The sequence below is a fragment of the Bacillus halotolerans genome (assembly GCF_004006435.1).
Taxonomy (GTDB): Bacteria; Bacillota; Bacilli; order Bacillales; family Bacillaceae; genus Bacillus; species Bacillus halotolerans.
Genome location: NZ_CP029364.1, coordinates 2379042 through 2402593, shown reverse-complemented (window position 1 = coordinate 2402593; position 23552 = coordinate 2379042). Strand labels below are relative to the sequence as shown.

Annotated in this window: 24 protein-coding genes, 3 pseudogenes and 2 other annotated features; of the genes and pseudogenes, 13 read left to right on the top strand and 14 right to left on the bottom strand. The window is 45.6% G+C overall.

What is annotated here, in order from left to right:
* Positions 1 to 26: 26 nt before the first annotated feature.
* The 9 genes and pseudogenes from sboA (at position 27) to DIC78_RS12235 (ending at position 6969) form a co-directional block, all read left to right on the top strand.
* Positions 27 to 158, top strand: a complete 132-nt coding sequence (sboA, locus tag DIC78_RS12275) for a subtilosin A (RefSeq protein WP_003222002.1) — start codon at positions 27 to 29, stop codon at positions 156 to 158.
* Positions 115 to 255: pseudogene (locus DIC78_RS22180) on the top strand (bacteriocin-like protein SboX). The gene sboA and the pseudogene DIC78_RS22180 overlap by 44 nt, the downstream one beginning before the upstream one ends.
* Positions 256 to 292: 37 nt before the next feature.
* Positions 293 to 1639, top strand: coding sequence for a subtilosin maturase AlbA (gene albA, locus DIC78_RS12265; protein WP_044159802.1), 1347 nt, complete (start codon positions 293 to 295; stop codon positions 1637 to 1639).
* Between the two features lie 12 nt (positions 1640 to 1651).
* Positions 1652 to 1813 carry an antilisterial bacteriocin subtilosin biosynthesis protein AlbB gene (gene albB / locus DIC78_RS12260; RefSeq protein ID WP_059292334.1) on the top strand — a complete coding sequence of 54 codons (162 nt, stop codon included), beginning with the start codon at positions 1652 to 1654 and terminating at the stop codon, positions 1811 to 1813.
* Entirely contained in the window at positions 1810 to 2529 is a 720-nt protein-coding gene (locus tag DIC78_RS12255; protein ID WP_127696381.1) for an ATP-binding cassette domain-containing protein, read from the top strand. Before albB ends, DIC78_RS12255 begins: the two co-directional genes overlap by 4 nt.
* Positions 2522 to 3835, top strand: coding sequence for a bacteriocin biosynthesis protein AlbD (locus DIC78_RS12250; protein WP_127696380.1), 1314 nt, complete (start codon positions 2522 to 2524; stop codon positions 3833 to 3835). The genes DIC78_RS12255 and DIC78_RS12250 overlap by 8 nt, the downstream gene beginning before the upstream one ends.
* Positions 3825 to 4988 (top strand): insulinase family protein, encoded by a 1164-nt coding sequence (locus tag DIC78_RS12245; RefSeq protein WP_106019944.1) that lies wholly within the window; start codon positions 3825 to 3827, stop codon positions 4986 to 4988. The genes DIC78_RS12250 and DIC78_RS12245 overlap by 11 nt, the downstream gene beginning before the upstream one ends.
* A 5-nt stretch (positions 4989 to 4993) precedes the next feature.
* Entirely contained in the window at positions 4994 to 6271 is a 1278-nt protein-coding gene (locus tag DIC78_RS12240) for a M16 family metallopeptidase (RefSeq protein ID WP_127696379.1), read from the top strand.
* Positions 6268 to 6969, top strand: coding sequence for a bacteriocin biosynthesis protein AlbG (locus DIC78_RS12235; protein ID WP_127696378.1), 702 nt, complete (start codon positions 6268 to 6270; stop codon positions 6967 to 6969). The genes DIC78_RS12240 and DIC78_RS12235 overlap by 4 nt, the downstream gene beginning before the upstream one ends.
* A gap of 6 nt (positions 6970 to 6975) precedes the next feature.
* Here the strand turns inward: DIC78_RS12235 and DIC78_RS12230 are convergent.
* The 3 genes and pseudogenes from DIC78_RS12230 to DIC78_RS12225 all read right to left on the bottom strand — a co-directional run.
* Positions 6976 to 7332 (bottom strand): annotated as a pseudogene (locus DIC78_RS12230) (YncE family protein); the annotation flags it as partial.
* A pseudogene (locus tag DIC78_RS22175) lies at positions 7324 to 7491 on the bottom strand (YncE family protein); the annotation flags it as partial. The pseudogenes DIC78_RS12230 and DIC78_RS22175, both read right to left, overlap by 9 nt.
* A 40-nt stretch (positions 7492 to 7531) precedes the next feature.
* Positions 7532 to 8890 (bottom strand): YncE family protein, encoded by a 1359-nt coding sequence (locus tag DIC78_RS12225; RefSeq protein WP_106019735.1) that lies wholly within the window; start codon positions 8888 to 8890, stop codon positions 7532 to 7534.
* Positions 8891 to 9118: 228 nt separating this feature from the next.
* Between DIC78_RS12225 and DIC78_RS12215 the strand changes: the two genes are divergently transcribed.
* The gene (locus DIC78_RS12215) at positions 9119 to 10264 is read left to right on the top strand and encodes a response regulator aspartate phosphatase (RefSeq protein WP_127696377.1); all 1146 of its coding nucleotides are present in this window, start codon (positions 9119 to 9121) and stop codon (positions 10262 to 10264) included.
* Positions 10248 to 10367, top strand: coding sequence for a PhrC/PhrF family phosphatase-inhibitory pheromone (locus tag DIC78_RS12210; protein ID WP_024123223.1), 120 nt, complete (start codon positions 10248 to 10250; stop codon positions 10365 to 10367). The genes DIC78_RS12215 and DIC78_RS12210 overlap by 17 nt, the downstream gene beginning before the upstream one ends.
* A gap of 106 nt (positions 10368 to 10473) precedes the next feature.
* Here DIC78_RS12210 and speB read toward each other — a convergent pair whose 3' ends face one another.
* Positions 10474 to 11346 carry an agmatinase gene (gene speB, locus DIC78_RS12205; protein ID WP_101864909.1) on the bottom strand — a complete coding sequence of 291 codons (873 nt, stop codon included), beginning with the start codon at positions 11344 to 11346 and terminating at the stop codon, positions 10474 to 10476.
* A 60-nt stretch (positions 11347 to 11406) separates the two neighbouring features.
* A complete protein-coding gene (gene speE, locus DIC78_RS12200; protein WP_064815948.1) occupies positions 11407 to 12237 on the bottom strand; it encodes a spermidine synthase in 831 nt (276 codons plus the stop codon).
* 200 nt (positions 12238 to 12437) lie between these two features.
* On the opposite strand from speE, the gene DIC78_RS12195 reads away from it, so the two are divergent.
* Positions 12438 to 14513: a transglycosylase domain-containing protein gene (locus DIC78_RS12195; RefSeq protein WP_127696376.1), complete on the top strand. Its 2076-nt coding sequence runs from the start codon at positions 12438 to 12440 to the stop codon at positions 14511 to 14513.
* A gap of 32 nt (positions 14514 to 14545) precedes the next feature.
* Here DIC78_RS12195 and DIC78_RS12190 read toward each other — a convergent pair whose 3' ends face one another.
* The 3 genes from DIC78_RS12190 to DIC78_RS12180 all read right to left on the bottom strand — a co-directional run bounded on the left by DIC78_RS12190 (position 14546) and on the right by DIC78_RS12180 (position 16311).
* On the bottom strand, positions 14546 to 14968 hold the full coding sequence (locus tag DIC78_RS12190) for a hypothetical protein (protein WP_127696375.1): 423 nt from the start codon (positions 14966 to 14968) through the stop codon (positions 14546 to 14548).
* A gap of 152 nt (positions 14969 to 15120) precedes the next feature.
* Positions 15121 to 15639 (bottom strand): YwhD family protein, encoded by a 519-nt coding sequence (locus DIC78_RS12185; RefSeq protein WP_127696374.1) that lies wholly within the window; start codon positions 15637 to 15639, stop codon positions 15121 to 15123.
* A 12-nt stretch (positions 15640 to 15651) separates the two neighbouring features.
* Complete coding sequence (locus tag DIC78_RS12180) at positions 15652 to 16311, bottom strand: site-2 protease family protein (RefSeq protein ID WP_069486773.1); 660 nt, start codon at positions 16309 to 16311, stop codon at positions 15652 to 15654.
* 108 nt (positions 16312 to 16419) lie between these two features.
* Between DIC78_RS12180 and DIC78_RS12175 the strand changes: the two genes are divergently transcribed.
* Positions 16420 to 16608, top strand: coding sequence for a 2-hydroxymuconate tautomerase (locus tag DIC78_RS12175; RefSeq protein ID WP_003222038.1), 189 nt, complete (start codon positions 16420 to 16422; stop codon positions 16606 to 16608).
* Between the two features lie 42 nt (positions 16609 to 16650).
* Here the strand turns inward: DIC78_RS12175 and DIC78_RS12170 are convergent, their stop codons facing one another.
* From DIC78_RS12170 to DIC78_RS12145, 6 genes are all read right to left on the bottom strand, one after another.
* Positions 16651 to 17070, bottom strand: a complete 420-nt coding sequence (locus DIC78_RS12170) for a MarR family transcriptional regulator (protein ID WP_024123229.1) — start codon at positions 17068 to 17070, stop codon at positions 16651 to 16653.
* 118 nt (positions 17071 to 17188) lie between these two features.
* The gene (gene thrS / locus DIC78_RS12165; protein ID WP_127696373.1) at positions 17189 to 19105 is read right to left on the bottom strand and encodes a threonine--tRNA ligase; all 1917 of its coding nucleotides are present in this window, start codon (positions 19103 to 19105) and stop codon (positions 17189 to 17191) included.
* Between the two features lie 52 nt (positions 19106 to 19157).
* Positions 19158 to 19382: a binding site (T-box leader), on the bottom strand.
* Between the two features lie 31 nt (positions 19383 to 19413).
* Positions 19414 to 19638, bottom strand: a binding site (T-box leader).
* Between the two features lie 52 nt (positions 19639 to 19690).
* On the bottom strand, positions 19691 to 21088 hold the full coding sequence (locus DIC78_RS12160; protein WP_127696372.1) for an MFS transporter: 1398 nt from the start codon (positions 21086 to 21088) through the stop codon (positions 19691 to 19693).
* A complete protein-coding gene (locus DIC78_RS12155) occupies positions 21085 to 21558 on the bottom strand; it encodes an Rrf2 family transcriptional regulator (RefSeq protein ID WP_127696371.1) in 474 nt (157 codons plus the stop codon). Before DIC78_RS12155 ends, DIC78_RS12160 begins: the two co-directional genes overlap by 4 nt.
* A gap of 111 nt (positions 21559 to 21669) precedes the next feature.
* Positions 21670 to 22170 carry a YwgA family protein gene (locus tag DIC78_RS12150; RefSeq protein WP_024123233.1) on the bottom strand — a complete coding sequence of 167 codons (501 nt, stop codon included), beginning with the start codon at positions 22168 to 22170 and terminating at the stop codon, positions 21670 to 21672.
* 36 nt (positions 22171 to 22206) lie between these two features.
* Positions 22207 to 23508, bottom strand: a complete 1302-nt coding sequence (locus DIC78_RS12145; RefSeq protein WP_024123234.1) for an HD domain-containing protein — start codon at positions 23506 to 23508, stop codon at positions 22207 to 22209.
* Positions 23509 to 23552 lie beyond the last annotated feature (44 nt).

Sequence of the window (23552 nt, the reverse complement as noted above, 5' to 3'; positions counted from 1 at the left end):
AAAACAAAAAAAGGGAGGATTCAATTATGAAAAAAGCTGTCATTGTAGAAAACAAAGGTTGCGCGACATGTTCAATCGGAGCCGCTTGTTTAGTGGACGGACCTATCCCTGATTTTGAAATTGCCGGTGCAACAGGTCTATTCGGTCTCTGGGGATAAGGTTCTCCGGAAAAGGGCATAGTAAATTACTATGCCCTTTTTAACTAAAATACAAATTTTAACTAAAATCTACATCTTGGTTATACATACACAGTGATTTTTATATTTGAATCATATGTATAGGGGATGGTATTTTGTTTATAGAGCAGATGTTTCCATTTATTAATGAAAGTGTAAGAGTCCACCAGTTGCCCGAGGGCGGTGTGCTGGAAATTGACTACATGCGTGATAACGTCTCGATCTCTGATTTTGAATACTTAGATCTCAACAAAACGGCTTACGAGCTTTGTATGCTGATGGACGGTCAAAGAACGGCTGAACAGATTTTAGAAGAGCAATGCGCAAAGTATGATGAGTCGCCGGAAGACCATAAGGACTGGTACTATGACATGCTCAGCATGCTTTTGAACAAGCAGGTCATTCAGCTTGAAAACCGGGCCCGCTTTCACAAAATCGCCACCAGCGGAAGCAATGAATTTCCGATGCCGCTGCATGCCACCTTTGAGCTGACGCACCGCTGCAATTTAAAGTGCGCCCACTGCTATTTAGAAAGCTCGCCGGAAGCGCTCGGCACCGTATCCATTGATCAATTTAAGAAAACGGCTGATATGCTGTATGATAACGGCGTTTTAACGTGTGAAATCACAGGCGGCGAAATTTTCGTCCATCCAAACGCCAATGAGATTCTTGAATATGTGTTAAAGAAATTCAAAAAAGTCGCCGTCTTAACCAACGGAACGCTGATGCGAAAAGAAAGCCTGGAGATGTTAAAAGCCTATAAGCAAAAAATCATCGTCGGCATATCACTGGATAGCGTACAGTCCGAAGTGCATGATTCATTTAGAGGGAGAAAAGGCTCTTTTGCCCAAACCTGTAAAACGATAAAATTGTTGAGTGATCATGGTATTTTTGTCAGAGTCGCCATGTCGGTTTTCGAAAAAAATATGTGGGAAATCCACGACATGGCCCAAAAGGTGCGCGATCTCGGGGCGAAAGCGTTCTCTTACAATTGGGTTGATGATTTCGGAAGAGGCAGAGATATTGTCCATCCGACGAAAGATGCCGAACAGCACCGCAAATTTATGGAGTACGAGCAAAATGTCATTGATGAATTTAAAGATTTGATCCCGATCATTCCGTATGAAAGAAAACGTGCGGCGAACTGCGGCGCCGGCTGGAAATCAATTGTGATCAGCCCGTTCGGAGAAGTACGACCGTGCGCACTCTTCCCGAAGGAATTTTCATTGGGAAATATATTTCATGATTCATATGAAAGCATCTTTGACTCCCCTCTTGTCCATAAATTGTGGAAAGCGCAGGCGCCGCGGTTCAGCGAGCATTGCATGAAAGACAAATGCCCGTTCAGCGGCTATTGCGGAGGCTGTTACTTAAAAGGGCTGAACTCCAACAAATACCACAGAAAAAACATCTGCTCCTGGGCGAAAAATGAACAATTAGAAGATGTGGTCCAGCTTATTTAGGAGGGAAACAATTTGTCACCAGCACAAAGAAAAATGTTACTGTATATCCTTTCATTTATTTTTGTCATCGGCGCGGTCGTCTACTTCGTAAAAAGCGATTATGTGTTTACGCTGATTTCTATCGCCATCGCCATTATTTTCGGTATGCGCGCGCGGAAGGCTGACTCGCGATGAGCATTTTGGATATACACGATGTATCCGTGTGGTACGAGCAAGACAACGTCATCTTAGAAAACGTAGATTTACATTTAGAAAAAGGCGCCGTTTACGGACTGCTTGGGGTAAACGGCGCCGGAAAAACAACGCTGATCAATACGCTGACAGGGGTAAACCGCAATTTCAGCGGACACTTTACGCTGTGCGGCATTGAAGCGGACGCCGGCATGCCGCAGAAAACATCAGATGAGCTGAAGACCCGCCGCTACTTTGCTGCCGATTATCCGCTTCTATTTACAGAAATTACGGCGAAGGACTATGTTTCTTTCGTTCATTCTTTGTATCAGAAAGATTTCTCAGAGCAGCAATTTAACAGTTTGGCAGAGGAATTTCACTTTTCCCAATACACAAACCGGAGAATTTCCGAGCTGTCCCTCGGCAACAGGCAAAAGGTTGTGTTGATGACCGGGCTATTGCTCGGGGCTCCCCTGTTTATTTTGGATGAGCCGCTTGTCGGCTTGGATGTGGAGTCAATAGAAGTCTTTTATCAGAAAATGCAGGAGTATTGCAAGGCAGGCGGAACGATTTTGTTTTCTTCCCATTTGCTCGACGTGGTGCAGAGATTTTGTGATTATGCGGCCATTCTTCATCACAAACAGATCCGGAAGGTCATTCCGATTGGAGAGGAGACTGATCTTCGGCGTGAATTTTTTGAGGTGATCGGCCATGAATAACCTGTTTCCGATTCTGTCATTGCTGTTCAAACAGCTTTACGGCCGCCAAGGAAAAAAAGACGCCATTCGCATCACCGCAGGGCTTGCCGTTCTGGCCTTGTTTGAAATCGGGCTGATCCGCCAGGCAGGCATTGATGAATCAACCTTAGGAAAAACATACATCACGCTCGCGCTTCTGTTTATGAATGCGTACATGGTGTTTCTCTCTGTTACATCCCAATGGAAGGAATCTTACATGAAGCTGAGCTGTCTATTGCCGATCTCTTCCCGGAGCTTCTGGCTCGCTCAGAGTGTGGTTTTGTTTGTTGATACTTGCTTGAGAAGGACGCTGTTTTTTTTCATATTACCGCTGTTCTTATTCGGAAACGGAATGCTGTCAGGAGCACAAACTCTGTATTGGCTCGGCAGATTTTCGTTTTTTACTGTCTATTCAATTATTTTCGGCGTTCTGTTAAGCAATCTTTTTGTCAAAAAAAGGAGAACGGCACTCCTGCTGCATGCGGCGGTATTCACCTGCGTGTGCTTCAGTGCGGCTTGGATGCCTGCCGTGACGATCCCGCTATGTGCGATTCACATGCTCTGGGCTATTGTGATTGACTTCCCTTCATTTTTGCAGGCGCCTCAGCAGCAGAGCAAAATGCATTCTTTTATGCGGACATCAGAATTTTCGTTTTATAAAAGAGAATGGAACCGGTTTATTTCCTCCAAAGCGATGCTGTTAAATTATATCGTAATGGGGGCATTCAGCGGCTTCTTTTCGTTTCAGATGATGAACACCGGCATTGCCGATCAGCATGTCGTCTATATCGTAATTAGCGCTCTCCTGCTGATCTGCTCACCGATTGCTTTATTGTATTCTCTTGAAAAAAATGACCGGATGCTGCTGATCACGCTTCCGATTAAACGCAGAACGATGCTTTGGGCGAAATATCGCTTTTATTCCGGTTTATTGGCCGGCGGGTTTATTTTGATTGCCATGATTATGGGCTTGATCAGCGGCCGGCCGATTTCCCTTTTGACTTTTTTGCAGTGTATGGAATTGCTGCTGGCAGGGGCTTATATTCGGTTAATTTCAGATGAAAAAAAGCCGTCCTTCAGCTGGCAGACGGAGCAGCAGCTCTGGAGCGGTTTCTCTAAATACCGTTCCTATGTATTTTGTATCCCTCTTTTTTTAGCTACTTTAACAGGCACTGTTATTTCCTTGGCAGTCATTCCGATTGCCGGGCTGATCATTGTCTATTTACTGCAAAAACAGGATGGTGGTTTCTTTGATACAAGCGGAAAAAGAGAACGGCTTGGAAGTTAACCTGCTGACGACTGATCAATTTTCAACCATCTCGATTGCCGCGAGCTTTCTGAAGCCGATCGAAAGCGCGGCGGAACCTGAAGAAGAAACGATCTATTTTTATGGCGCGGCTGCACACCAGAAGCAAAACATCATCAACACTTTCGGCTATGCCGCCGGCCGCCGCTTCATGTATTCAGCAAATCTCTTTTTTGACCGGCAGCTGAAAACGTACGGGACCCGCATGATTCATCCGTTATATGCTGAGGGATTTCATACAGATGCCGTTCTGAACACCTTTGTTGACATGTCCTCCTTTCCGGCTTCTCTTTCTGCCAGCGCAGCGGAAAAGGCAAAAGCTGAACTGCTGCTGAAAATGGAAAAGACATTCGCTGACCCGTTCTCCTATTCAGCAGCCCGTCTGGCGGAGGAAGCCTTTGGAAACCCGATGTACGGCACTGCCATGTTTGGCCGGAAAGACAAGCTTATGGCTGTGCATCCTAAACGTTTTCTGGATGCGTCGGAATTTATCGCTGATTTATTTTCTCAGCAGAAAAAGCTGAACATATTAGGAAACATACAGTCATGTGATGTTCAGGGACATGCCCCACAGGCGTCTGCCATGTCTGCTGTAAGAAAACCCGTGAATCAGGATATTTTCGAAACAGAGACACGCAGCACAGCAGGTCCGTCCGTTATGACACTTGGCTTTGACTGCGGAGACATGAAAGATGTCCGCGATTATTTAGCCATCCAGCTGATAGACGGATTGCTCGGCAAGTACGGCCATTCCGCTTTATTTCGGCATTTTCGCGAAAAAGATCTGGCCGTTTATCATGTGATCACCCGCTATGACATCATGAGCAATATGCTGCTTGTTTCCGTATGCACCGACCAGCTTCATGAAAACGAGATTCCTCCAAGAGTTTTGGAAGCTGTATCGCGTTTCCACGCGGATGAACCGGAATTAAAAAAGGCACAACAATTTTTAATCAATGAAATCCTGCTGCAATTTGATTCTCCTGAAGGACTCTTAGCCTATATGGGAATCCTGCGCCGTTTCTCTTGCAAAAAAGAAGACTTGCTGGACAGCATCTCAGCGGTCACGTGCCGCGATTTGCTGCAATTCATCAAAAATCTTACATATATCGGAGCTCATGTAGTAAGGGGATGAGAGATATGGAAAAGGAAGCCTTTTTTCAACAGCTGGATGAACAAACCGATATCAGATACACAGACAAGGGAATGAAAATATTCAGGTTACAATTTCCCCGCGCCCATTTAAGATTGTGCAATGTCAAAACCGGCTTTGGAAGCCGGGATATCCGTTTACAGTCAGAAACCGGCGGCCGGATGCTGCCATATGGCACAGCGCACTTTTTAGAACATCTCCTCTTTTGGCATAACGGACGGAACCTGTATAGTGATTTTTTTGAACACGGCGCGCTGTTAAATGCGTTCACCACTTACACTGATACAAATTTCATGTTTACCTCATTGCCGGATCGGCTCAGACAAACCATTCCAATCCTGCTTGACGCTTTATGGAACCACTCGTTTGACGAGCAGATCATTGCTCAGGAAAAAGCCGTGATTACAAGTGAAATAGAAACGGCGCTTCTCAACCACCGGCTTCATTACCATTATCAGCTGATCCAGATGCTGTCTCCTGCCTCACCAGCCGCAGTCTTCCCCGCAGGCAGAAAAAAAGACATTGAGGCTCTGACGATCTGTGATCTGCAGGAAGCCTATGCTGCCGCCTACCAGCCCCATCGGATGACGCTGTTTCTGATTGGCGGCCCAGAAGATGCGGAAACTCTTTTGCCTTCTCAGCTGAGGCTGGAAAAGCGTTCTGGCAGCCGCTCTGACAGAAAGATCGTCCCTGCGTGCCCTCCCCTCTCACCAAAAGAGGTAAAGGGTGATCTGGAGCGGCCGGAAGACACTTGGACCGGAATACAAGTCGGGGCGCTCCCAGGAGAAAACGGACTTTTGACCTTGAAGCTGTACTGGGACATTGCCTCTCGCATCCTGTTTCACATGGATTCGCCGTTTTTTCAAGAGATCCGGCAAACGTACCGCTTGAATATCCAAAGCCTATCAGCGGAAGTTCACTTATCAGAGGATGGCGGCTTTTTGATCCTTCACAGTAAAGGGGCGCATTCTTCCGCATACATCGATGTGGCATCCTACTATATCACGCAGCAGAAAAACCGTACCGAAGCCTGGCTTGAGTACGGCAAGGATTCTTTAGTCAACGCGATCATCTATGACAGTGATTACGCGCGTAAATGCTTTGAATGGGCGGCAGAGTGTGAACAGTACGATTGCTCGTTTCTCGGCCTTTACCGCACCATTCAGCAGATGAATTCTCATGATTTCTTGGCTCTCATTGAAGCAATGGTTTCTTCTCACAAAGCAGTCATTCATGTACCCAAGAAAGAAGTGATGAGACAATGAAAAAAAGCACTGTCTTTACTTTATTATTGCTGCTTGCGGCCATGGCGGCTTATTCCTTCGGCTGGTTTCACTCAGGTGCCGAAGCCGCGGGCCAATATGTACAGCTGATCAAAAATGACGCTGTCCGCCTTGGGCTGTTGGCTTGTGCCGCTTCCGTACTGATGCTGCCCGCCTTTTTGTATCTTCACTACGTGACGCAATCTGTCAAAAACATGACAGCAGCTTTTCAGAAACTCACACAGTCTCATCAAAGCTGCTGTGACTTCCAGCATCGCAAGCTGTGCAGCCGTTATGCCGACGATGTAAAATTGCTGCGCGACAGCTATAAGGGCATCCGCCAATCATATGTGATGGCTGCTGTATTGTATCAGGTCATCGTTTTCGGCTGCATGTTTGAAATCGTCAAGGCCGTTCCCTTCAGCTTTCATACGCCCCCTGCCGTTACAATGGGGCTTGCGGTGTTACTGATGTTGTATTTATTGTTTTATATGCGAACGTACTTGCTGCAGCTTTTTCAGCACGGAAACCTGTTCAGAAAAGTGCTGGTGGGAGTGCTGACAGGAGCCGGGATTTGGTGGATGCTCAGTTTTACTATAAGTGAACTGCTGTTTCTGATCACCTTAGCTGCCATCCAGCAGATCGGATCTTTTGTTTATAAACGATTCTCTTACCGCAGCCCTGCTTCTCTCGATCTATAAAAACATCTACATTGCAATCGAGGACGGACCGGCGCCAACCGGAATGACCGTCACGGCTGAATCATCACTCGTGCTGTACACGGTCCCTGCATTGTCGCCGGGCTTTGTCGGGCGTTACTGTAAGGTCATAGACATTAGGAAGAGACACGTTTGCGATGATCCTTTGTGCGGCAGTATTAACGACATATACATTGTTAATGAGAAACGGTTCACTATAAGGCTCTAGAAAATAAGCCCTAGTACTATCCAGAGAAAATACAATTGTCCTCAAAGTTTCAAATAGACGGTCAAAGTCACCTCCCCTGCTCAAGGGTGACAAACTGATATCTGTTACACCCTTCGGCACAGTTCACCATTCATCACGTCTGTACTCCATGTAACCGCAGTGACTGCTTCCGCAGGATCAACGGCAAACCCCTCCGGAACTTCAATCGGCACTTGAAATAGCGCTTCACTGCTGGCATCTTCATCACAAAAACAGAAACAATTTTCCTGTAAAACAGAAAGATCATTCTTTTTCATGATTTCTCATCCCTTTTAGAAATGCACAATATACAGTTGATTAAATCGCAATGTCACTCGGTGAAACGCCAAGCGATATGACAGTTTCCACAGAATAATCATCCGTGTTGTAAACAGTGATGCTTTGCTCTATAAAATTTGTTGCATACAGAAATTCGCCATTCGGCGTAAACGCAAAGTCTCTTGCCGATTGCGGAAGATTTCCTATTACGCCTGCACCACTTGGACTGACGGAATATAGATTGTGAGTGAAATCATCAAACAAATACACCCCTGATCCGCTCTTGAACATTCCATATTCACCCTCATACTCCAGCTCTTGGGTGCTGCTGATCGTAAATGTATTCAAATCAATCACCGTCAAATAATTGAAAAAGAATTCTTGTTCTAATACATAAAGGTAACGTTCAGGCCAACCCGTTTCTAGGGCATTTACGATAAGATCCCGTTCAATAGTTCCTGTCACTTCACCTGTGTTTAAGTCCAATCTTTGCACTGAACCGAAACCAAGCAGATACGCGAACAATCCATTTGGATCAATTGCAACATCAAAGCCTTCAAAAGGAATAGACCTTTCAACAGTTAAGGTTTCAATTCCTATCACATTTATGGCACCACCAGCGACAACATAAAAAAATTCGTGTCCAGGTATAAAAGATATGGATTCCGGCGGCTGATCCAGCAAAATAGAAGCTGTAACACTCAATGTGTCTTGACTGATGACAGAAATGACACGATCATAGTAATGCAAAACAAACACAGAGGTGTTATCTGGCGCCTTTTCTATCCTTGTAGGTTGGTATGGAAGAGAAATCGTCGTCACAACAGTATGAGTGTTGGTATCAATCACAGAAACCGACTGATCATCTGGATTCGCTGTGAACGCATAAACGGGTTCGGGCTCCGGCGCAGGTACAAGCACAATCGTTCCCGTCACCGATAATGGACTGCCGTAAAATGGCGGGACGACAACAAGGTTCTCGATCGTAATGTCACTGACATCCGGACAATCATCCGGTTCATCAGAATAATAGACAACTTGATCGATCTCCACATTGTGAATGACAGAAACAGCCCCCTCCCCTTGTCCATATTGGTTTCGCACAGGTGAGACACTGACAAGAAGCGTAACGGTTCCCTGCAGGCGTACTGCAAATTGAACACCGATTTCATCAGGCTCAGGCCCCGTCTGAATTAAGCAACGTTCACTGACACAAGAAAGGCTGTCTGCATTCCACGTGACGTTTGCAACAGCTTCAGCCGGATCAACGACAAACCCCTCAGGCAATTCAATCGGCGCTTGAAACATGGCTTCACGACTGGTTTCTTCCTCACAAAAACATAAACAATCTTGTGCAGCTTCTGCTTTTTCTTTAAAGGAAAGCTTGTTTTTCCTCATTTCATCACTTCCTTTTCAGACATACACTGCTCACGCAGATACAACAGAATATGGAAGGTGAATGTATTTGCTTGTACAAACAGCCGAGGGTAAAAGCTGTTTTTGAAGAAATTCCGGCCATCATGCGGTGTAACGAAAGAAAAGATTGCGGTTTTTTTGCGCTTCTCACAAGAATGATGATGATAAAATATGACATATATAGAATAATGAAGGGAGGGATTTTCAAACGTGACAAGTGTCATATCTTCTTCTTCCGTTGGAGAAAAGATTAATGAATGGTATATGTACATACGCCGATTCAGCATACCAGATGCGGAATATTTACGAAGAGAAATCAAACAAGAGCTGGATCAAATGGAAGAAGACCAGGATCTTCATTTGTATTATTCACTGATGGAATTCCGGCACAATCTGATGCTTGAGTATCTTGAACCGTTAGAAAACATGCGGATAGAGGAACAGCCACGACTGTCCGATTTGCTGCTTGAAATCGATAAAAAACAGGCTCGTTTAACCGGACTGCTTGAATACTACTTTAATTTCTTCAGAGGTATGTACGAACTGGACCGCCGGGAATATATATTAGCCATTCAATTTTTTAAAAAAGCAGAGAGCAAACTGACTTTTGTTAAAGATAAAATTGATAAAGCTGAGTTCTTTTTCAAAATGTCAGAAGTTTATTACTATATGAAGCAAACTTATGTGTCTATGGACTATGCACGTCAAGCCTTTGAAATATACAACGAACAAACTACATATGATATCAGAATGATTCAATGCCAATCCCTGTTTGGAGCTAACTTTTTGGATCTGAAACAGTATGATAAAGCAATTGCTCATTTCCAAAAAGCTTATACACTTGCTGAGGCGGCACAGCAGCCGCAGCTAATGGGAAGAACGCTTTATAATATTGCACTTTGCAAGCAAAACCAACACAGTCTTGAATCAGCGATAGAGTATGTAAAAAAATCTATTCATGTATTTGAAGAATCGAAAATGCTTCCTTCACTGCCACAAGCTTTTTTCCTAATTACACAAATTTATTTTAAATTAGGTAAGATTGATAACGCTTGTGAATATCATAAAGAAGGAAGAGAATATTCAATAGCTGCCGGAGACACTGTGTACTTAATGGAGTTTGAATTTTTGGAATCTTTATACTTGTCTGGACCTGATGAAGAGGCAATAGAAAAATGTTTTGTTTTCCTTGAAAGTAAAATGATGTATGCTGATATTGAAGACTTTGCACTCGATGTTGCTAAGTATTATCATCAGCAGGAAAATTACAAAAAAGCATCTACTTATTTTTTAAAGGTTGAAGAAGCAAGACAGCACATTCAAGGGGGGGTGAATTTATATGAAATGGAAGTATAAATTATTACTCGCTTGTTTAGCGGTGAGTGCTGTATTTGTCACAGTAGAAGTATCAAATTCATCTACAGAACATTTTGATGTTGCACAACGTGCTATGATCTAAGACCGCCTTTATCGGCGGTTTTTTTCGTCCCCTCTTTCCATCTTGAATAAGATGTTTGCAAAGCATGGGAACAAAAAACATCCAGACAAGAGTCTGGATGTTTCTCTTATTTTACAAACCCAAGCAGCATTTCACGAATGATTTTGCTGGCTGTGTTTGCCGTTTGCTCTGAGTGGTCGTAAATCGGAGCTACTTCTACTAAATCAGCGCCCTTCACGTTTACTTCTGAGCGCGCGATTTCATGGACGGATGCAAGCAGTTCTTTAGACGTGATGCCGCCTGCGTCAACCGTTCCTGTTCCCGGTGCGTGAGCAGGGTCTAATACGTCAATGTCGATTGTGACATATACCGGACGGCCTGCCAGCTTCGGAAGAACCTTTTTCAGCGGCTCAAGCACTTCAAACTTAGAGATGTGCATGCCGTTTTCCTTTGCCCATTCGAACTCTTCTTTCATACCGGAACGGATTCCGAATGAATACACATTTTCCGGGCCGATTAATTCCGCCGCTTTACGGATCGGCGTTGAGTGAGAAAGCGGTTCTCCCTCATAATCGACGCGAAGATCCGTATGTGCATCAAAATGAATAATCGCCAGGTCAGGAAATTTCTTGTACATTGCTTTCATGACAGGCCATGACACGAGATGCTCCCCGCCCATACCCATCGGGAATTTTCCTTTTTCTAAAATGCTGTCCACATATTCTTCAATCATATCAAGACTTTTTTGCGGGTTTCCGAATGGCAGCGGAATGTCGCCGGCGTCAAAGAAGTTCAGGTCCGCCAGATCACGGTCCAGATACGGGCTGTATTCTTCAAGGCCGATTGACACCTCGCGGATTCTTCCCGGGCCGAAGCGTGATCCCGGCCGATAGCTCACCGTCCAGTCCATCGGCATGCCGTAAAGGATGGCGTCCGCCTCTTCCCACTCTGGACGGCTCGCGATAAATACTTTTCCTGAATAAGCTTCATCAAATCTCATCTATAAAACCCTCGCTTTCCTTTAAAAAAGCGCAAGATTCGCTCCTGCGCCATACATTCTTTATTTAATCAGGTCACTCACAAATTTCGGCAGAACAAACGCCGCTTTATGAATATCTTTTGTGTAATATTTCGTGTCAATATCAAAGAAACGGCTGTCTTCCACTGCAAGCGGATCATATTTTTTCGAACCGATTGTAAATGTCCACAAACCGCTTGGGTATGTCGGAATGTTCGCCGTATACAGCTTTGTAATCGGGAAGATTTCCTTCACGTCACGCTGTACATTTGTGATTAATTCCGGTGTGAACCATGGGTTGTCCGTCTGAGCGACGAAAATGCCGTCTTCTTTCAGCGCCTTCGCGATTCCGGCATAGAACCCTTTTGTAAACAGGTTAACAGCAGGTCCGACTGGTTCAGTTGAATCTACCATAATGACGTCATATTGATTTTCAGATTTCGCAATGTGCATAAATCCGTCATCCACTTGCACGTCAACACGCGGATCGTCAAGTTTTCCCGCAATAGAAGGAAGAAACTTTTTAGAGTATTCGATGACCTTGCCGTCAATATCAACAAGTGTCGCTTTTTTCACGCTCGGATGCTTCAGAATTTCTCTGATGACGCCGCCGTCACCGCCGCCGACTACAAGCACATGCTCCGGATTTGGGTGCGTAAACAATGGCACATGCGCCACCATTTCGTGATAAACGAATTCGTCTTTTTCTGACGTCATCACCATACCGTCCAAAAACAGCATGTTGCCGAACTCTTCTGTTTCCACCATTTCTAAATGCTGAAACTCAGTTTGTTCTGTATGTAATGTTTTATTAACCTTCAATGTAATGCCAAAGTTTTTCGTCTGCTTCTCTGTGTACCAAAGTTCGCTCAATTGTCATCTCCCTTTCAAGGCTGTATTCATTTATTGTAAGCGTCTTTTCAGCTTTTATTCCCGGTTGAAATCGCATTTTCACCTAAGGAAAAAGTATAGAGGATGGCGGGGAAAAAGTAAAGATACGTCCTGTCACACGATGTTTAAAAACAATCTTTTTTTCTCATAATAGTAGAAACATAAAAAAAGGGGGAACCATTGTGGATGCAATGACAAATAAACGGCTGAGACTGACGCTCAAAACCGTTCGCGCCTTTATCTTTCTTGGGGCTTTCGCGTGCTTAGCGGCAGCTGCTGTGTTTATGACTGTCATTTTGATAGCCAAATACCAGGGCGCTCCCTCGGTTCAAGTGCCGCAATCCACGATTTTGTTTGCGAGCGACGGCTCTAAACTCGGGGAGACGAACTATGGCGAAAAACGCTATTGGGTCCCCTTAAAAGACATGAATCCGACGATTGTAAAAGCGACGGTGGCGATTGAAGACCAGAACTTCTATGATCACCATGGCTTTGATTATAAACGCATGGCCGGTGCGGCGCTGGCCGACTTAAAAGCGCTGGCCAAGGTTCAGGGCGCAAGCACCATTACCCAGCAATATGCGAGAAACCTGTATCTTGAACACGACAAAACGTGGAAACGCAAATGGAATGAGGCATTCTATACCATTCGTCTGGAACAAAACTATTCTAAGGACGAGATATTAGAAGGCTATTTAAATACGATATACTACGGCCACGGCGCCTATGGCATCGAAGCCGCGTCCCGCCTCTATTTCGGCAAGCATGCCAAAAACCTGACAGATGCGGAGGCGGCGCTTTTGGCCGGTATTCCGAAAGGCCCTTCCGGCTATTCGCCTTATGTCAATGAAACAAAGGCCAAGGATCGCCAAAAAACAATTGTGCGGATGATGGAAAAGCAGCAGATGATCAGCCGCAAAAAAGCGGACGAGCTGATCAAGGAGCCTCTTTCCTATCAACCGTTGAATAAACACGCCATCAGCAGAAAAGCGCCTTATTTCTATGATAATGCGATGAGAGACCTGGAAAAAAAACTCGGCATGACACGGGAGCAAATTGAAACGAGCGGGGTAAATGTGTATACAACCGTGAATAAACGGCTTCAGCGCATTGCCGAGGAAACCATTACCGAAACGGTTAACGCCGGTTCTGACATTCAAGTCGGATTTTCAGCCATTGATCCACGCACAGGAAACGTTCTCGCTCTTGTCGGCGGCAGAGATTATCAAAAAAGCCCGTTTGACCGGACGACACAGGCGAAACGCCAGCCAGCTTCGACAATCAAACCGTTACTGTATTATAAAGCGATTCAGAGCGGGTTTACGCCAGTGACACTGATGAAAAGTGAAGAAACCGAGTTTCAAATCGATGCAAAGGGAGAAACCTATTCTCCAAGCAACTATAACGGTTACTACGCAAACAAACCGATTACGCTTCTTCAGGCCCTGGCGCTGTCTGACAACATTTATGCTGTGAAAACCCATCTCTTTCTCGGAATGAACAAGCTCGTTCAGGCGGCAAAGGAATTTGGCATCACCGCGCAGCTCCAAGCGCTGCCATCCTTGGCCCTCGGCACGGAACCGGTGCGCCCGATTGAGATGGTCAACGCCTATGCCATGCTGGCAAATGGCGGAAAGAAAATCGAACCAACCTTTATCACAAGGGTGACTGATGCGGCCGGACATGTACTGTACGAAAGCCCGAATCAGCAGAAACAAGTACTGGATGAAAAAGCTGCCTTTGTGACCGCTAATATGATGACAGGCATGTTTGATACAGATTTAAACGGCTATACATCCGTGACAGGACGGACAATCGCGGATCGCCTGACTAGAACCTATGCGGGAAAATCAGGCACAACAAGCGCAGACAGCTGGATGATCGGCTTCAACCCGAAGCTGGCTGCGGGTGTATGGACGGGCTATGACAAAAACAGCACCATTGACTCAGTCGCAGAAAAAAACTATGCCAAAACCATTTGGGCGGAGTTTATGGAGGATGCGCTCAAAGGAGAACCAGAAACAGCCTTTAAACCGCCAAAAGGCGTGACCGGCGTCTACATCGATCCGGCAACAGGCTACTCCTCCGGCCCCGGCTGCGCAGCCAAGCATTACACGTATTTTGTGAAAGGCACAGAGCCAGCGAATGTGTGCTACGGCTCAGAACCTGTCAAACAAACAAAAGACCAGCATCCAGTCAAGGAAAAGCCCGCCTCCCCGAAAAAGTGGTGGGACAAATGGCTGGGACGGAATCAGTAAAAAATAACCCGGCTGCTTGAATGCCGGGTTATTTAATATGGTTCTTCCATTATCCATGGGAGCAGCGTCACGCAGTCAAGCTGGAGAACGGGTTTCGGGAATCCTTCGGGGATAAAGCGGTCATCTCTCGGCACTTCAAATGATATATACCAGTTACGGTCCGGATCCCATTCTTTTTTCCCTTCTATAATACGTCCGACAATAAAATAGCTGGCCACATAAAGATGACGGTCACCCTCCGGCCCAAATTCATTAATATCCGTACAAACAGACGGCTGAAGACCAAAATCCTCAAACATTTGTGTCTTCTCACGCGGCAGTGTTTTCATTGCTTCCCGGTCATTTTCACAGAGAAGACACCCGCACATATCTTCAATATCTTTCGCATACTGCCTTCTCGTTTCCTCCACGTCCGCTTCAATGACCCAATCACCAATCCTCATGGTTTGAAACACGATATCTCCCCTATCTGCTGTCAAAAAAAATGAAAAACCCCGAGTCTTGGTTCGGCTCGGGATTTTCCATGTCCTATTTCTGTATCACCAGTTTACTCAATGTTCACAGAAAATAATTCAAATTTTCTAAAAGTTCACAGAAAGTTCACAAATTAATTTTCTTCTTGAAGCAGGCCTTTTTTCAATTCATCAGAAGAGCGTTCCCACAGGCCTTGGTCATGGTTTTTCAAAAATTCGCCAAGCACTTGCTTCGAGCTGTCATCCATTTGATCAATGATAATGTTCCGTTTCATCGATTTATCCATCAGATTCACATGCTCCGGGAGCGATTTGTAGCCTCTTCTGATGCTTCTGTCGACCGTCAGTTCACAGGCTGTTACCCCTGCGTAATAAGGGCCCTCTTCTCTTCTGTCAATCGTCACCCACACAAGCCAGTATGGTTTTCCGTTTGGAACATCTTCTTTATTAGGCAGAAATTTAATGCCTTTTTCAACGACGCTGCGGGCGTGCATCGCGCCGATATCAACGAACGCTTCTTTTTCCTCTACATCAACGAATACAGGTGAAATATTATCCAGGCTGAGTGCGCCTACGCCAAAGCCGCCGTGTCCGTCTGTCGGATCACTTTTGATAATATTAAACCCGATTGATTTTTTCTTTTTTTCTTCCATGAGTTCTACCTCCTACAAAAGCGGTTGAAATATCGCTGAAAACAAATGTAAAATCGAATCTCTTCCGGCGTTGAGCAATGGCCAAAGCACGTAAGATCCGAGCGGTGTCACAAACAGTACCAAAAAGACGATAAAGCCGTAGCTTTCCGCTTGCGTCATCTTGGCACGCGCCCCCGGCGGGACTAGATCTTCAATAATACGATAGCCGTCGAGCGGCGGCAGCGGCAGCAGATTAAATAAAAACAGAACGAGGTTCAGCTGTATCCAGATTGAAAAGAACTGGTCCAGTCCTGTACTGAATGCCGCAAGCAGTTCCATTCCGTAAGCATGCATCAACACTAACAAAGAGAAACCGATAAACGCAAGAATCAGGTTACTGATCGGCCCGGCAATGGATACGAGTACGCCGGCCAGACGAGGTTTCTTAAAGAAACGGCGATTGACGGGAACAGGGCGAGCCCATCCAAAGCCGGCCACCAGGATCAAAATGGTTCCGAACGGATCAAGGTGTTTGATAGGATTCAGCGTCAGTCTTCCTTCTTTTTTCGCCGTATTGTCACCAAATTTATATGCGACATAGGCGTGAGCGAGTTCATGCATTGTAAACGAAACAATTAAGGTAATGACCAGATATGGCATTAGAGACAACGGGTAATATAAAAAACGGTCCAAGTGAGATGATCCCTCTTTCTAAAAATGCAAGAATTTACTTTATTCAGTATACTATAAGAAGCCTCTTTTCCTAAAGAGAGGAAACGATATAAAGGAGGATTCACACCTATGCCATACGTAACCGTCAAAATGCTTGAAGGCCGTACAGACGAGCAAAAACGCAATCTAGTTGAGAAAGTAACAGAGGCCGTGAAAGAAACGACCGGTGCCTCTGAAGAAAAAATTGTTGTCTTTATAGAAGAAATGAGAAAAGACCATTACGCGGTCGCAGGCAAACGCCTCAGCGATATGGAATAATCTGATATAAAGCCGGCGCTTCGCAAGCCGGCTTTTTCATCTCTATTTCGTCATTTTTTCAATAATAGCTAAAAACGCTGCCTTCTCTTCGGCAGTCAAACGTTCAAACATGCCGTCAATCAGCTGCTGGCGATTTTGAATCATCTGAAGAGCCGCTGCCTGCCCCGATTCAGAAAGCGTAATCCAAACGGTCCGGCGGTCATTGTTATTTCTGGATCTCTTAATAAACCCTTCCTGCTCTAAGTGATTCAGAGCGGTTGTGGTGGCAGACGGAGACAGCGTGACCTCTTTTAGAATGTCCTTTATGGTGCAGCTCCCGTGTCGATATATAATCCGCAGAATAAATCCTCTTACATTATTCACATGTTTCGGAACGGTGGCTTCATCTAATAGTTTCGTGCTTTTCAAATATTTTGTTAGTGCGTGATCCAGCAAATTTGCTTCCAGTTTGTCATGATCCATGTAGATTTCCCCATTTCGAGATGCATTCATAACATACGAACGATATGATTACTTATTATTTTACTGATACCAGATAGGGAAAGTCAAAAAAGCAAACAGCGAATTCGCAACTTTTCTCCTACATGCTTCGATTTTTCACCTGTTCGACAATATTCTCTTTAAATACCTGAAAAGGAACTTGTTCACTCTTCTGATGTCCGAATTGACGGACGTTTACCGCCTTTTCACTCACTTCCTGATCCCCAAGCACCAGCATGTACGGGATTTTCTGCATCTGTGATTCTCTGATTTTGTAGCCAAGCTTTTCATTGCGTTCATCAATATCGACTCTTATCCCGAGCCGCTTTAGCTCAGACTGCACCTTTTCGCAGTAGTCCATATGAACGTGAGAAACCGGTATAATTTGGACCTGCACCGGCGCAAGCCAGACTGGAAAAGCTCCGCCAAAATGCTCGATCAGAATGCCGAAGAAACGGTCAATTGAGCCGAATACCGCTCTGTGAATGACGACGGGGCGAACCTTTTCATTGTGCTCATTAATATATGTTAAATCAAATTTTTCCGGCATTTGAAAATCAAGCTGGATTGTGGCGCATTGGTGGCTCCGCTTCAGAGCGTCTTTAATATGAAAATCGATTTTCGCTCCGTAAAACGCTCCATCCCCTGCGTTTACTTCATAAGGAAGACCCAGATCCTCAAGGACGTGTTTCAAGGCGTTTTCAGACATTTCCCACACGCTGTCTTCACCTGATGAATCCTCCGGGCGAGTGGAAAGCTCAACCGTATACTCGAAACCGAATGTGCGGTATACCTCGTCAATCAGCCGAATGGCTTCTTTAATTTCACTCTCGATTTGATCCTCCCGAACAAAGATATGCGCGTCATCCTGGCAGAACGTCCGGACGCGGAGCATTCCGTTTAGAGCACCGCTGTATTCATGGCGGTGCACCTGGCCGAACTCCGCCATACGAATCGGCAGATCCCGATAGGAGTACAGGCTGTTTTTAAAGATGAGCATATGGCCAGGGCAGTTCATCGGCTTCATTGCAAATGCAGTATGATCTACTTCCGAAAAATACATATTGTCGCGATAATGGTCCCAGTGCCCCGACTGCTCCCATAACCGCTGATTCATCATAAACGGCGTACGCACCTCGGCGTAGCCGGCATTTGTTTGCAGTTCACGCGAAAAGCGTTCCAGCTCATTGCGGACAATCTGCCCTTTTGGCAAATAAAACGGCATTCCCGGAGCTTCTTCCGAGAACATAAACAGCTCTAATTGTTTTCCCAGCTTGCGGTGATCCCGTTTCGCTGCTTCTTCCAGCATATGCAGATGCGCCTCGAGATCTTTTTTCTTTTGAAACGCAACACCGTACACCCGCTGAAGGACTTCATTTTGGCTGTCTCCTCGCCAATAAGCACCCGACACCCGTGTTAATTTGAACGCCTTGATCATTCCTGTTGAAGGAAGATGCGGCCCGCGGCACAGGTCAACAAATTCTCCCTGCTGATACAGCGTCATTTTCTCCCCGCCCGGAATGTCTTTCAAAATTTCCAGCTTAAACGGCTCGCCTTTCTCTGCAAAAAGCGCTTCAGCCTCCTCGTAAGAAACCTCTATTCGCTTGATATCCATATTTTCGTTTATAATATGCTTCATCTCTTTTTCGATGGTCTCTACATCTCCGGAAGTCAGACTCCGATCAAGCTTCATATCATAATAAAATCCGTCTTCAATGACAGGCCCTATTCCCAAAGATACTTCGCCGTACAGCCGTTTCACTGCCTGAGCCAGCACATGCGCTGATGTATGGCGAAGCACCTGCAAGCCTTCTGGAGAATCCAGTGTGATAATTGAAAGCTCAGCATCTTCCTCCAGCTTGAAGCTGACATCAACGAGCCGGCCATTAACCTGTCCCGCTGCTGCTTTCTTTTCCAAACTGGAGCTGATGGACGCAGCCGCCTCTTTGACTGTAGTGCCTTTCGGATATTCCTTTACCTGTCCGTCCGGAAGCTGAATACTAACATGTTTACTCATTTCAAACACTCCTTATTAATTGTTGTATATAAAAAAACACACCCGTCCCTCTGTAAGGGACGAGTGTGTGATTAACCCGTGGTTCCACCCAAGTTCCCAACGAACTTTCATGTTCATCGGCTCGGTGCTGTAACGCAGCATAAACGGCATTGGATACTGACTGTTCCCCAACGCTGCTCCAAGGCGGTAAATGATATTCCTAAGCTGGGAAGCTCGCACCTTTTCTTCCCTCTCTGAAAACCGTAAACATCATTCATGTCCTTTTCATCGCATATATTGACTCATATAAAAAAACACATCCATCCCTCACAAGGGACGAATGTGTTAAAATTCGTGGTTCCACCCAAATTCCCAACAAACATACATGTTCGTCGGCTCGGTGCTGTAACGCAGCATGACGGTATCAGATACTTAATTTCCCCGATACGGCTCAAAGGCGGTAAGCTGCTTTCTCTGCGTTAGGAAGGTTTCAGCTGATCCTTCCCTCTCTGGAAACCGTAAAAAGCATCTCGTGTCCTTATCAGTGCCTGTTTGAATAATTTCATATATCTTACTATATATTCCTTGAAAAGACAATGGACGATTTTAAGATGATGCGGAAGCGGACGTTTCTTTATGAAAAGTCAGAAACCGCCACACAAGGAATGCGGCCAGACTGTATGCCGCGCCCATCATCAAAAACGTAAACCCAGCTCCGGTGTACCAAGTGGCGGACAGATGAATGACCACTCCGGAAACCGCTACGCCAACCAATGCCCCGATTTGCCGGTTGGCATTTAAAGCTGTTCCTGCGATATTGGCATGCTCCTGTCCCGCTGTCTTCATAATCACAGCCGTCATGGCAGGAACCGTAATGCCGACACCAAGATTCATGACAGATGTCAGAACCGCAAGCTGCCAGTAAGGCAAATCCGGAGAAACCATGACAAATAACAGCAATGCCATGATGCAGCTGACAGCCATTGAAACAAACATAAGAAGCCCCGCTTCAAAACGGTTCGCCAGCCGGGCAAACAGCAGATTTCCGACCACAAAGACAGCCATCATCGGCAATAGTTCGACTCCCGCTAAAAAGGAACTTGCGCCTCTTGCTTCCTGCAAAAATAGACTTAGCATAAACATACCGCCGAAAAGAGCAAAATTCAGCAAAAACCCAACGAACTGCGCTGCCGAGAAACGTCCATTTTTATATAATGACGCAGGAAGAATAGATGTTGCCGAAAAAATTTCTCTCAGAAGAAAAAGCACAAACGCCAAAACCGCCGCCGCGAAAGCACCGAGAATGGTGAGCGAACTCCAGCCTATTGAAGCGCCCTGTATCAGCGCAAATGAAAGAAATCCGAGAGCCGCCATTCCAAGCAGATGCCCTGTGATATTCACCCGGCTGCCTTTTCCCGGGAAACTGCTGAGCGTTCGATAGGCGCAAATAAGCGCCGCAACCCCTAATGGCACATTGATCAGAAAAATACTCTGCCACCCTGCCGCATTCACCAGAACACCGCCGATAAAAGGCCCCAGTCCGGAGGCGGCGGAGACGAGAGCGGCCCACAAGCCAAACATTTTGGCCCGAACCCGTTCATCGGGGTAAGAGGCAGCCAAAAGGCTGAGTGAACTCGGCATAAACAAAGCCGCGCCAAGCCCCTGCAACAGCCGACCCGCGATCAGCATTTGGCCATTTGCTGCTACAGCGCATAGACATGAGGCAAGAACAAAAACGGCCAAACCCAGCATATAAATGTTCTTTGAGCCGTAACGGTCAGCCAGCGCACCGCCGGCCAGCAGAAGCGAAGCAAATGTAAGCATGTACCCGTCTACAACCCACGTCACACCTGAAAGTGAAAGGGAAAGAACGTTTTTCATATCAGCAATTGCAACATTCACCACGGTTACATCAAGCGTAGCCATGAGAAAACCGAGAGCGAGCACGATTAACACTGAGATGCCTGTTGATCCTGATTGATGTAAAGGCCCGCTGTTTTTCATTGCCATTGCCCTTTCAGCTGATGATGTACCCAATCATCGATTTTTTCGAGGTCATAAAGTTTACCGATTCTGTTCATGACACCCTGCAAGGTTTCTTCCTTCATGAGCGAAGACCATTTATCCTCAATATCCCCCATTACCGTCTCCAGCACACAGTGATCTCCGCTCTCAAATACAGATGGCAAAAGGCCTTTTCCTTGATACATGGAACCTCTTCCTTCAACAGCTTGATAGACATCATAGAGGGTAATATCCGTCAATGGCTTCGTAATCGTAAAGCCTCCCTTCGTACCTGGTATGGACTCTGCCAAACCAGCCTGCACCAAAGTTCTCATCAGCTTTTTCAGATAAGACGGAGACATGTGCAAGCGCTGGCTGATCGCCTCTGATGTTAAAGAAGCCTGCACGGGCAGCCGTGACAGTAACAGCAGCACAGAAACTCCCTGCTCCATTCCCGATTTCATTTTCATTATGTTCCCTCCCGGTTCATTATGGATAACTATTATCCACAATAGATCCATTAGCAGGTTTTGTCAATAAAAAAAGCAAAAGAAACGATTCATTTCTTTTGCTTGGTATGGTTAACAAATCTGCTTCAGCTCTTCTATGTATTGAAGCGCTTCGTCATATTCTTCATTGGTATACTTTTGCTTGCTTTTGATTGTAAATACCTTCTCTTTCTTTTCCTCAGCCTCAAGCCCGTCAAAGTAAAGAATCGTGGAGACCAGCTCTAAAAACCGTGATGAACGGTTGTTTACACTGTCAATATAGTGCTTGATATCAGGCATATCAAGATCGGCGTGGTCTAAAAACGCGGAGCCCGTCTCTGTCAGCGAATAACGGTATTGAAAGTAGCCGCCCTTTTTTTCCTTTACCTCATGCAGGAATCCAAGGTTGCACAGCTCTTCAATTTGGAGCGTCAGTTCCTCCGAATACGGCCCGTAAAAGTGAAAATCATATTTCTCATAGAAAGGAAACTGCATTTTCTTCGCAATATAAATCATTTTTTGCAGCTTCTTTCGCCCGATGATTTCTCCAGAATCCGAGAACACCTTCATCAGTTTTGCATGTTCTTTCAACAAATTCCCGACATCTCCTTTTTCCTTCTTTACCAATTTCTATGTCAGTCCCAGCAGCTGCCGGATTTTCATTTTCGCTTCCGGGTGTTCAGAGCCGTCATAAATCAGGTCCTTCGGATAGTACAGCTTGTGGTCCGTCCGCCGCTTACCGGAGATGGATTCCACAATGGCCGACTGTCTGGACAGCTCTTTGATTTGACCGTTTTGCGTCAAGAGATGGATCGGCAAACGCTCCTCTTCCTCTCCTGGACGGTAAAAATCGTATGGCAGATCTGAAGAAGAATCCACGACCAAATAATAGCTCGGATCGATTCCAGCCTCTTTGAATAATGAGGTCAGCTCAAAATATGCCGACATCTCTTCATTCGGATTAAATTCAACGTATTGGAACAGCTGGCGGTTAATGAATCTGCGGCACAAATCGGATAAAATCGGGTCTTCTTCATCCTCCCATGCCTGGAAATAATACAAAATAATAGATTCATCCAGCCTCAAATAATCCTCCAGCGTCAGTTTCCCTTCAAAAATAGAATAGAAATGAACCGGAGCATGAGTGAACACATAACCTTCATCATGGAGCTGCTTCGCTCTGTGGAGAATCTTCGTTAAAATAACCTCCGCACTTCTCGTCACAGGGTGGAAATAGACCTGCCAGTACATTTGGTAGCGGCTCATAATATAGTCTTCTACAGCGTGCATTCCGCTTTGTTTAATGACGATTTGATCCTCACGCGGGCGCATCACCCGGAGAATCCGCTCCATGTCAAAATGGCCGTAGCTGACGCCCGTATAGTAAGCGTCGCGCTGCAGATAATCCATGCGGTCCGCGTCAATCTGACTCGAAATCAGGCTGACCACTTGTTTGTTTTTATATGTTTTGGCAATGACTTCAGCAACATCCTGCGGGAAACGCGGGCTCACCTTTCTGAGCACCTGATTAACCTCTGTGTCTCCCAAAATGATATCTCTTGTAAAATCTTCGTGGTCAAGATGAAAGACTTTTTCAAATGAATGCGAGAACGGCCCGTGCCCGAGATCATGAAGCAGCGCCGCGGACAAGCAGAGTTCGCGCTCACTGTCATCCCATTCAGGACGGCCTTTAAAGACATCATCAACCATTCTCCTGACAATTTCGTAGACACCGAGAGAATGGTTGAACCGGCTGTGCTCAGCGCCATGGAACGTCAAATACGTCGTGCCGAGCTGCTTGATTCTGCGGAGACGCTGAAATTCGCGGGTTCCGATCAGATCCCATATCAGCTTGTCCCGTACATGAACATAGCGGTGCACCGGATCTTTAAACACTTTTTCTTCTGATAATTTTCCATTTGGATACGCCATCGTCATTCCCTCTTTTTTTTAGCCGTGTTTCTATTATATCGACT

Excerpts from the sequence above, each read along its gene's own strand:
- speB (WP_101864909.1), bottom strand. The coding sequence starts at position 11,346 with ATGAGATTTGATGAAGCTTATTCAGGAAAAGTATTTATCGCGAGCCGT.
- thrS (WP_127696373.1), bottom strand. The coding sequence starts at position 19,105 with ATGAGTAAACATGTTAGTATTCAGCTTCCGGACGGACAGGTAAAGGAA.
- sboA (WP_003222002.1), top strand. The coding sequence starts at position 27 with ATGAAAAAAGCTGTCATTGTAGAAAACAAAGGTTGCGCGACATGTTCA.
- DIC78_RS12175 (WP_003222038.1), top strand. The coding sequence starts at position 16,420 with ATGCCATACGTAACCGTCAAAATGCTTGAAGGCCGTACAGACGAGCAA.
- DIC78_RS12250 (WP_127696380.1), top strand. The coding sequence starts at position 2,522 with ATGAATAACCTGTTTCCGATTCTGTCATTGCTGTTCAAACAGCTTTAC.
- DIC78_RS12185 (WP_127696374.1), bottom strand. The coding sequence starts at position 15,639 with ATGGAAGAAAAAAAGAAAAAATCAATCGGGTTTAATATTATCAAAAGT.
- DIC78_RS12160 (WP_127696372.1), bottom strand. The coding sequence starts at position 21,088 with ATGAAAAACAGCGGGCCTTTACATCAATCAGGATCAACAGGCATCTCA.
- DIC78_RS12225 (WP_106019735.1), bottom strand. The coding sequence starts at position 8,890 with ATGAGGAAAAACAAGCTTTCCTTTAAAGAAAAAGCAGAAGCTGCACAA.
- DIC78_RS12240 (WP_127696379.1), top strand. The coding sequence starts at position 4,994 with ATGGAAAAGGAAGCCTTTTTTCAACAGCTGGATGAACAAACCGATATC.
- DIC78_RS12255 (WP_127696381.1), top strand. The coding sequence starts at position 1,810 with ATGAGCATTTTGGATATACACGATGTATCCGTGTGGTACGAGCAAGAC.
- DIC78_RS12210 (WP_024123223.1), top strand. The coding sequence starts at position 10,248 with ATGAAATGGAAGTATAAATTATTACTCGCTTGTTTAGCGGTGAGTGCT.
- DIC78_RS12170 (WP_024123229.1), bottom strand. The coding sequence starts at position 17,070 with ATGGATCATGACAAACTGGAAGCAAATTTGCTGGATCACGCACTAACA.
- DIC78_RS12145 (WP_024123234.1), bottom strand. The coding sequence starts at position 23,508 with ATGGCGTATCCAAATGGAAAATTATCAGAAGAAAAAGTGTTTAAAGAT.
- DIC78_RS12155 (WP_127696371.1), bottom strand. The coding sequence starts at position 21,558 with ATGAAAATGAAATCGGGAATGGAGCAGGGAGTTTCTGTGCTGCTGTTA.
- DIC78_RS12235 (WP_127696378.1), top strand. The coding sequence starts at position 6,268 with ATGAAAAAAAGCACTGTCTTTACTTTATTATTGCTGCTTGCGGCCATG.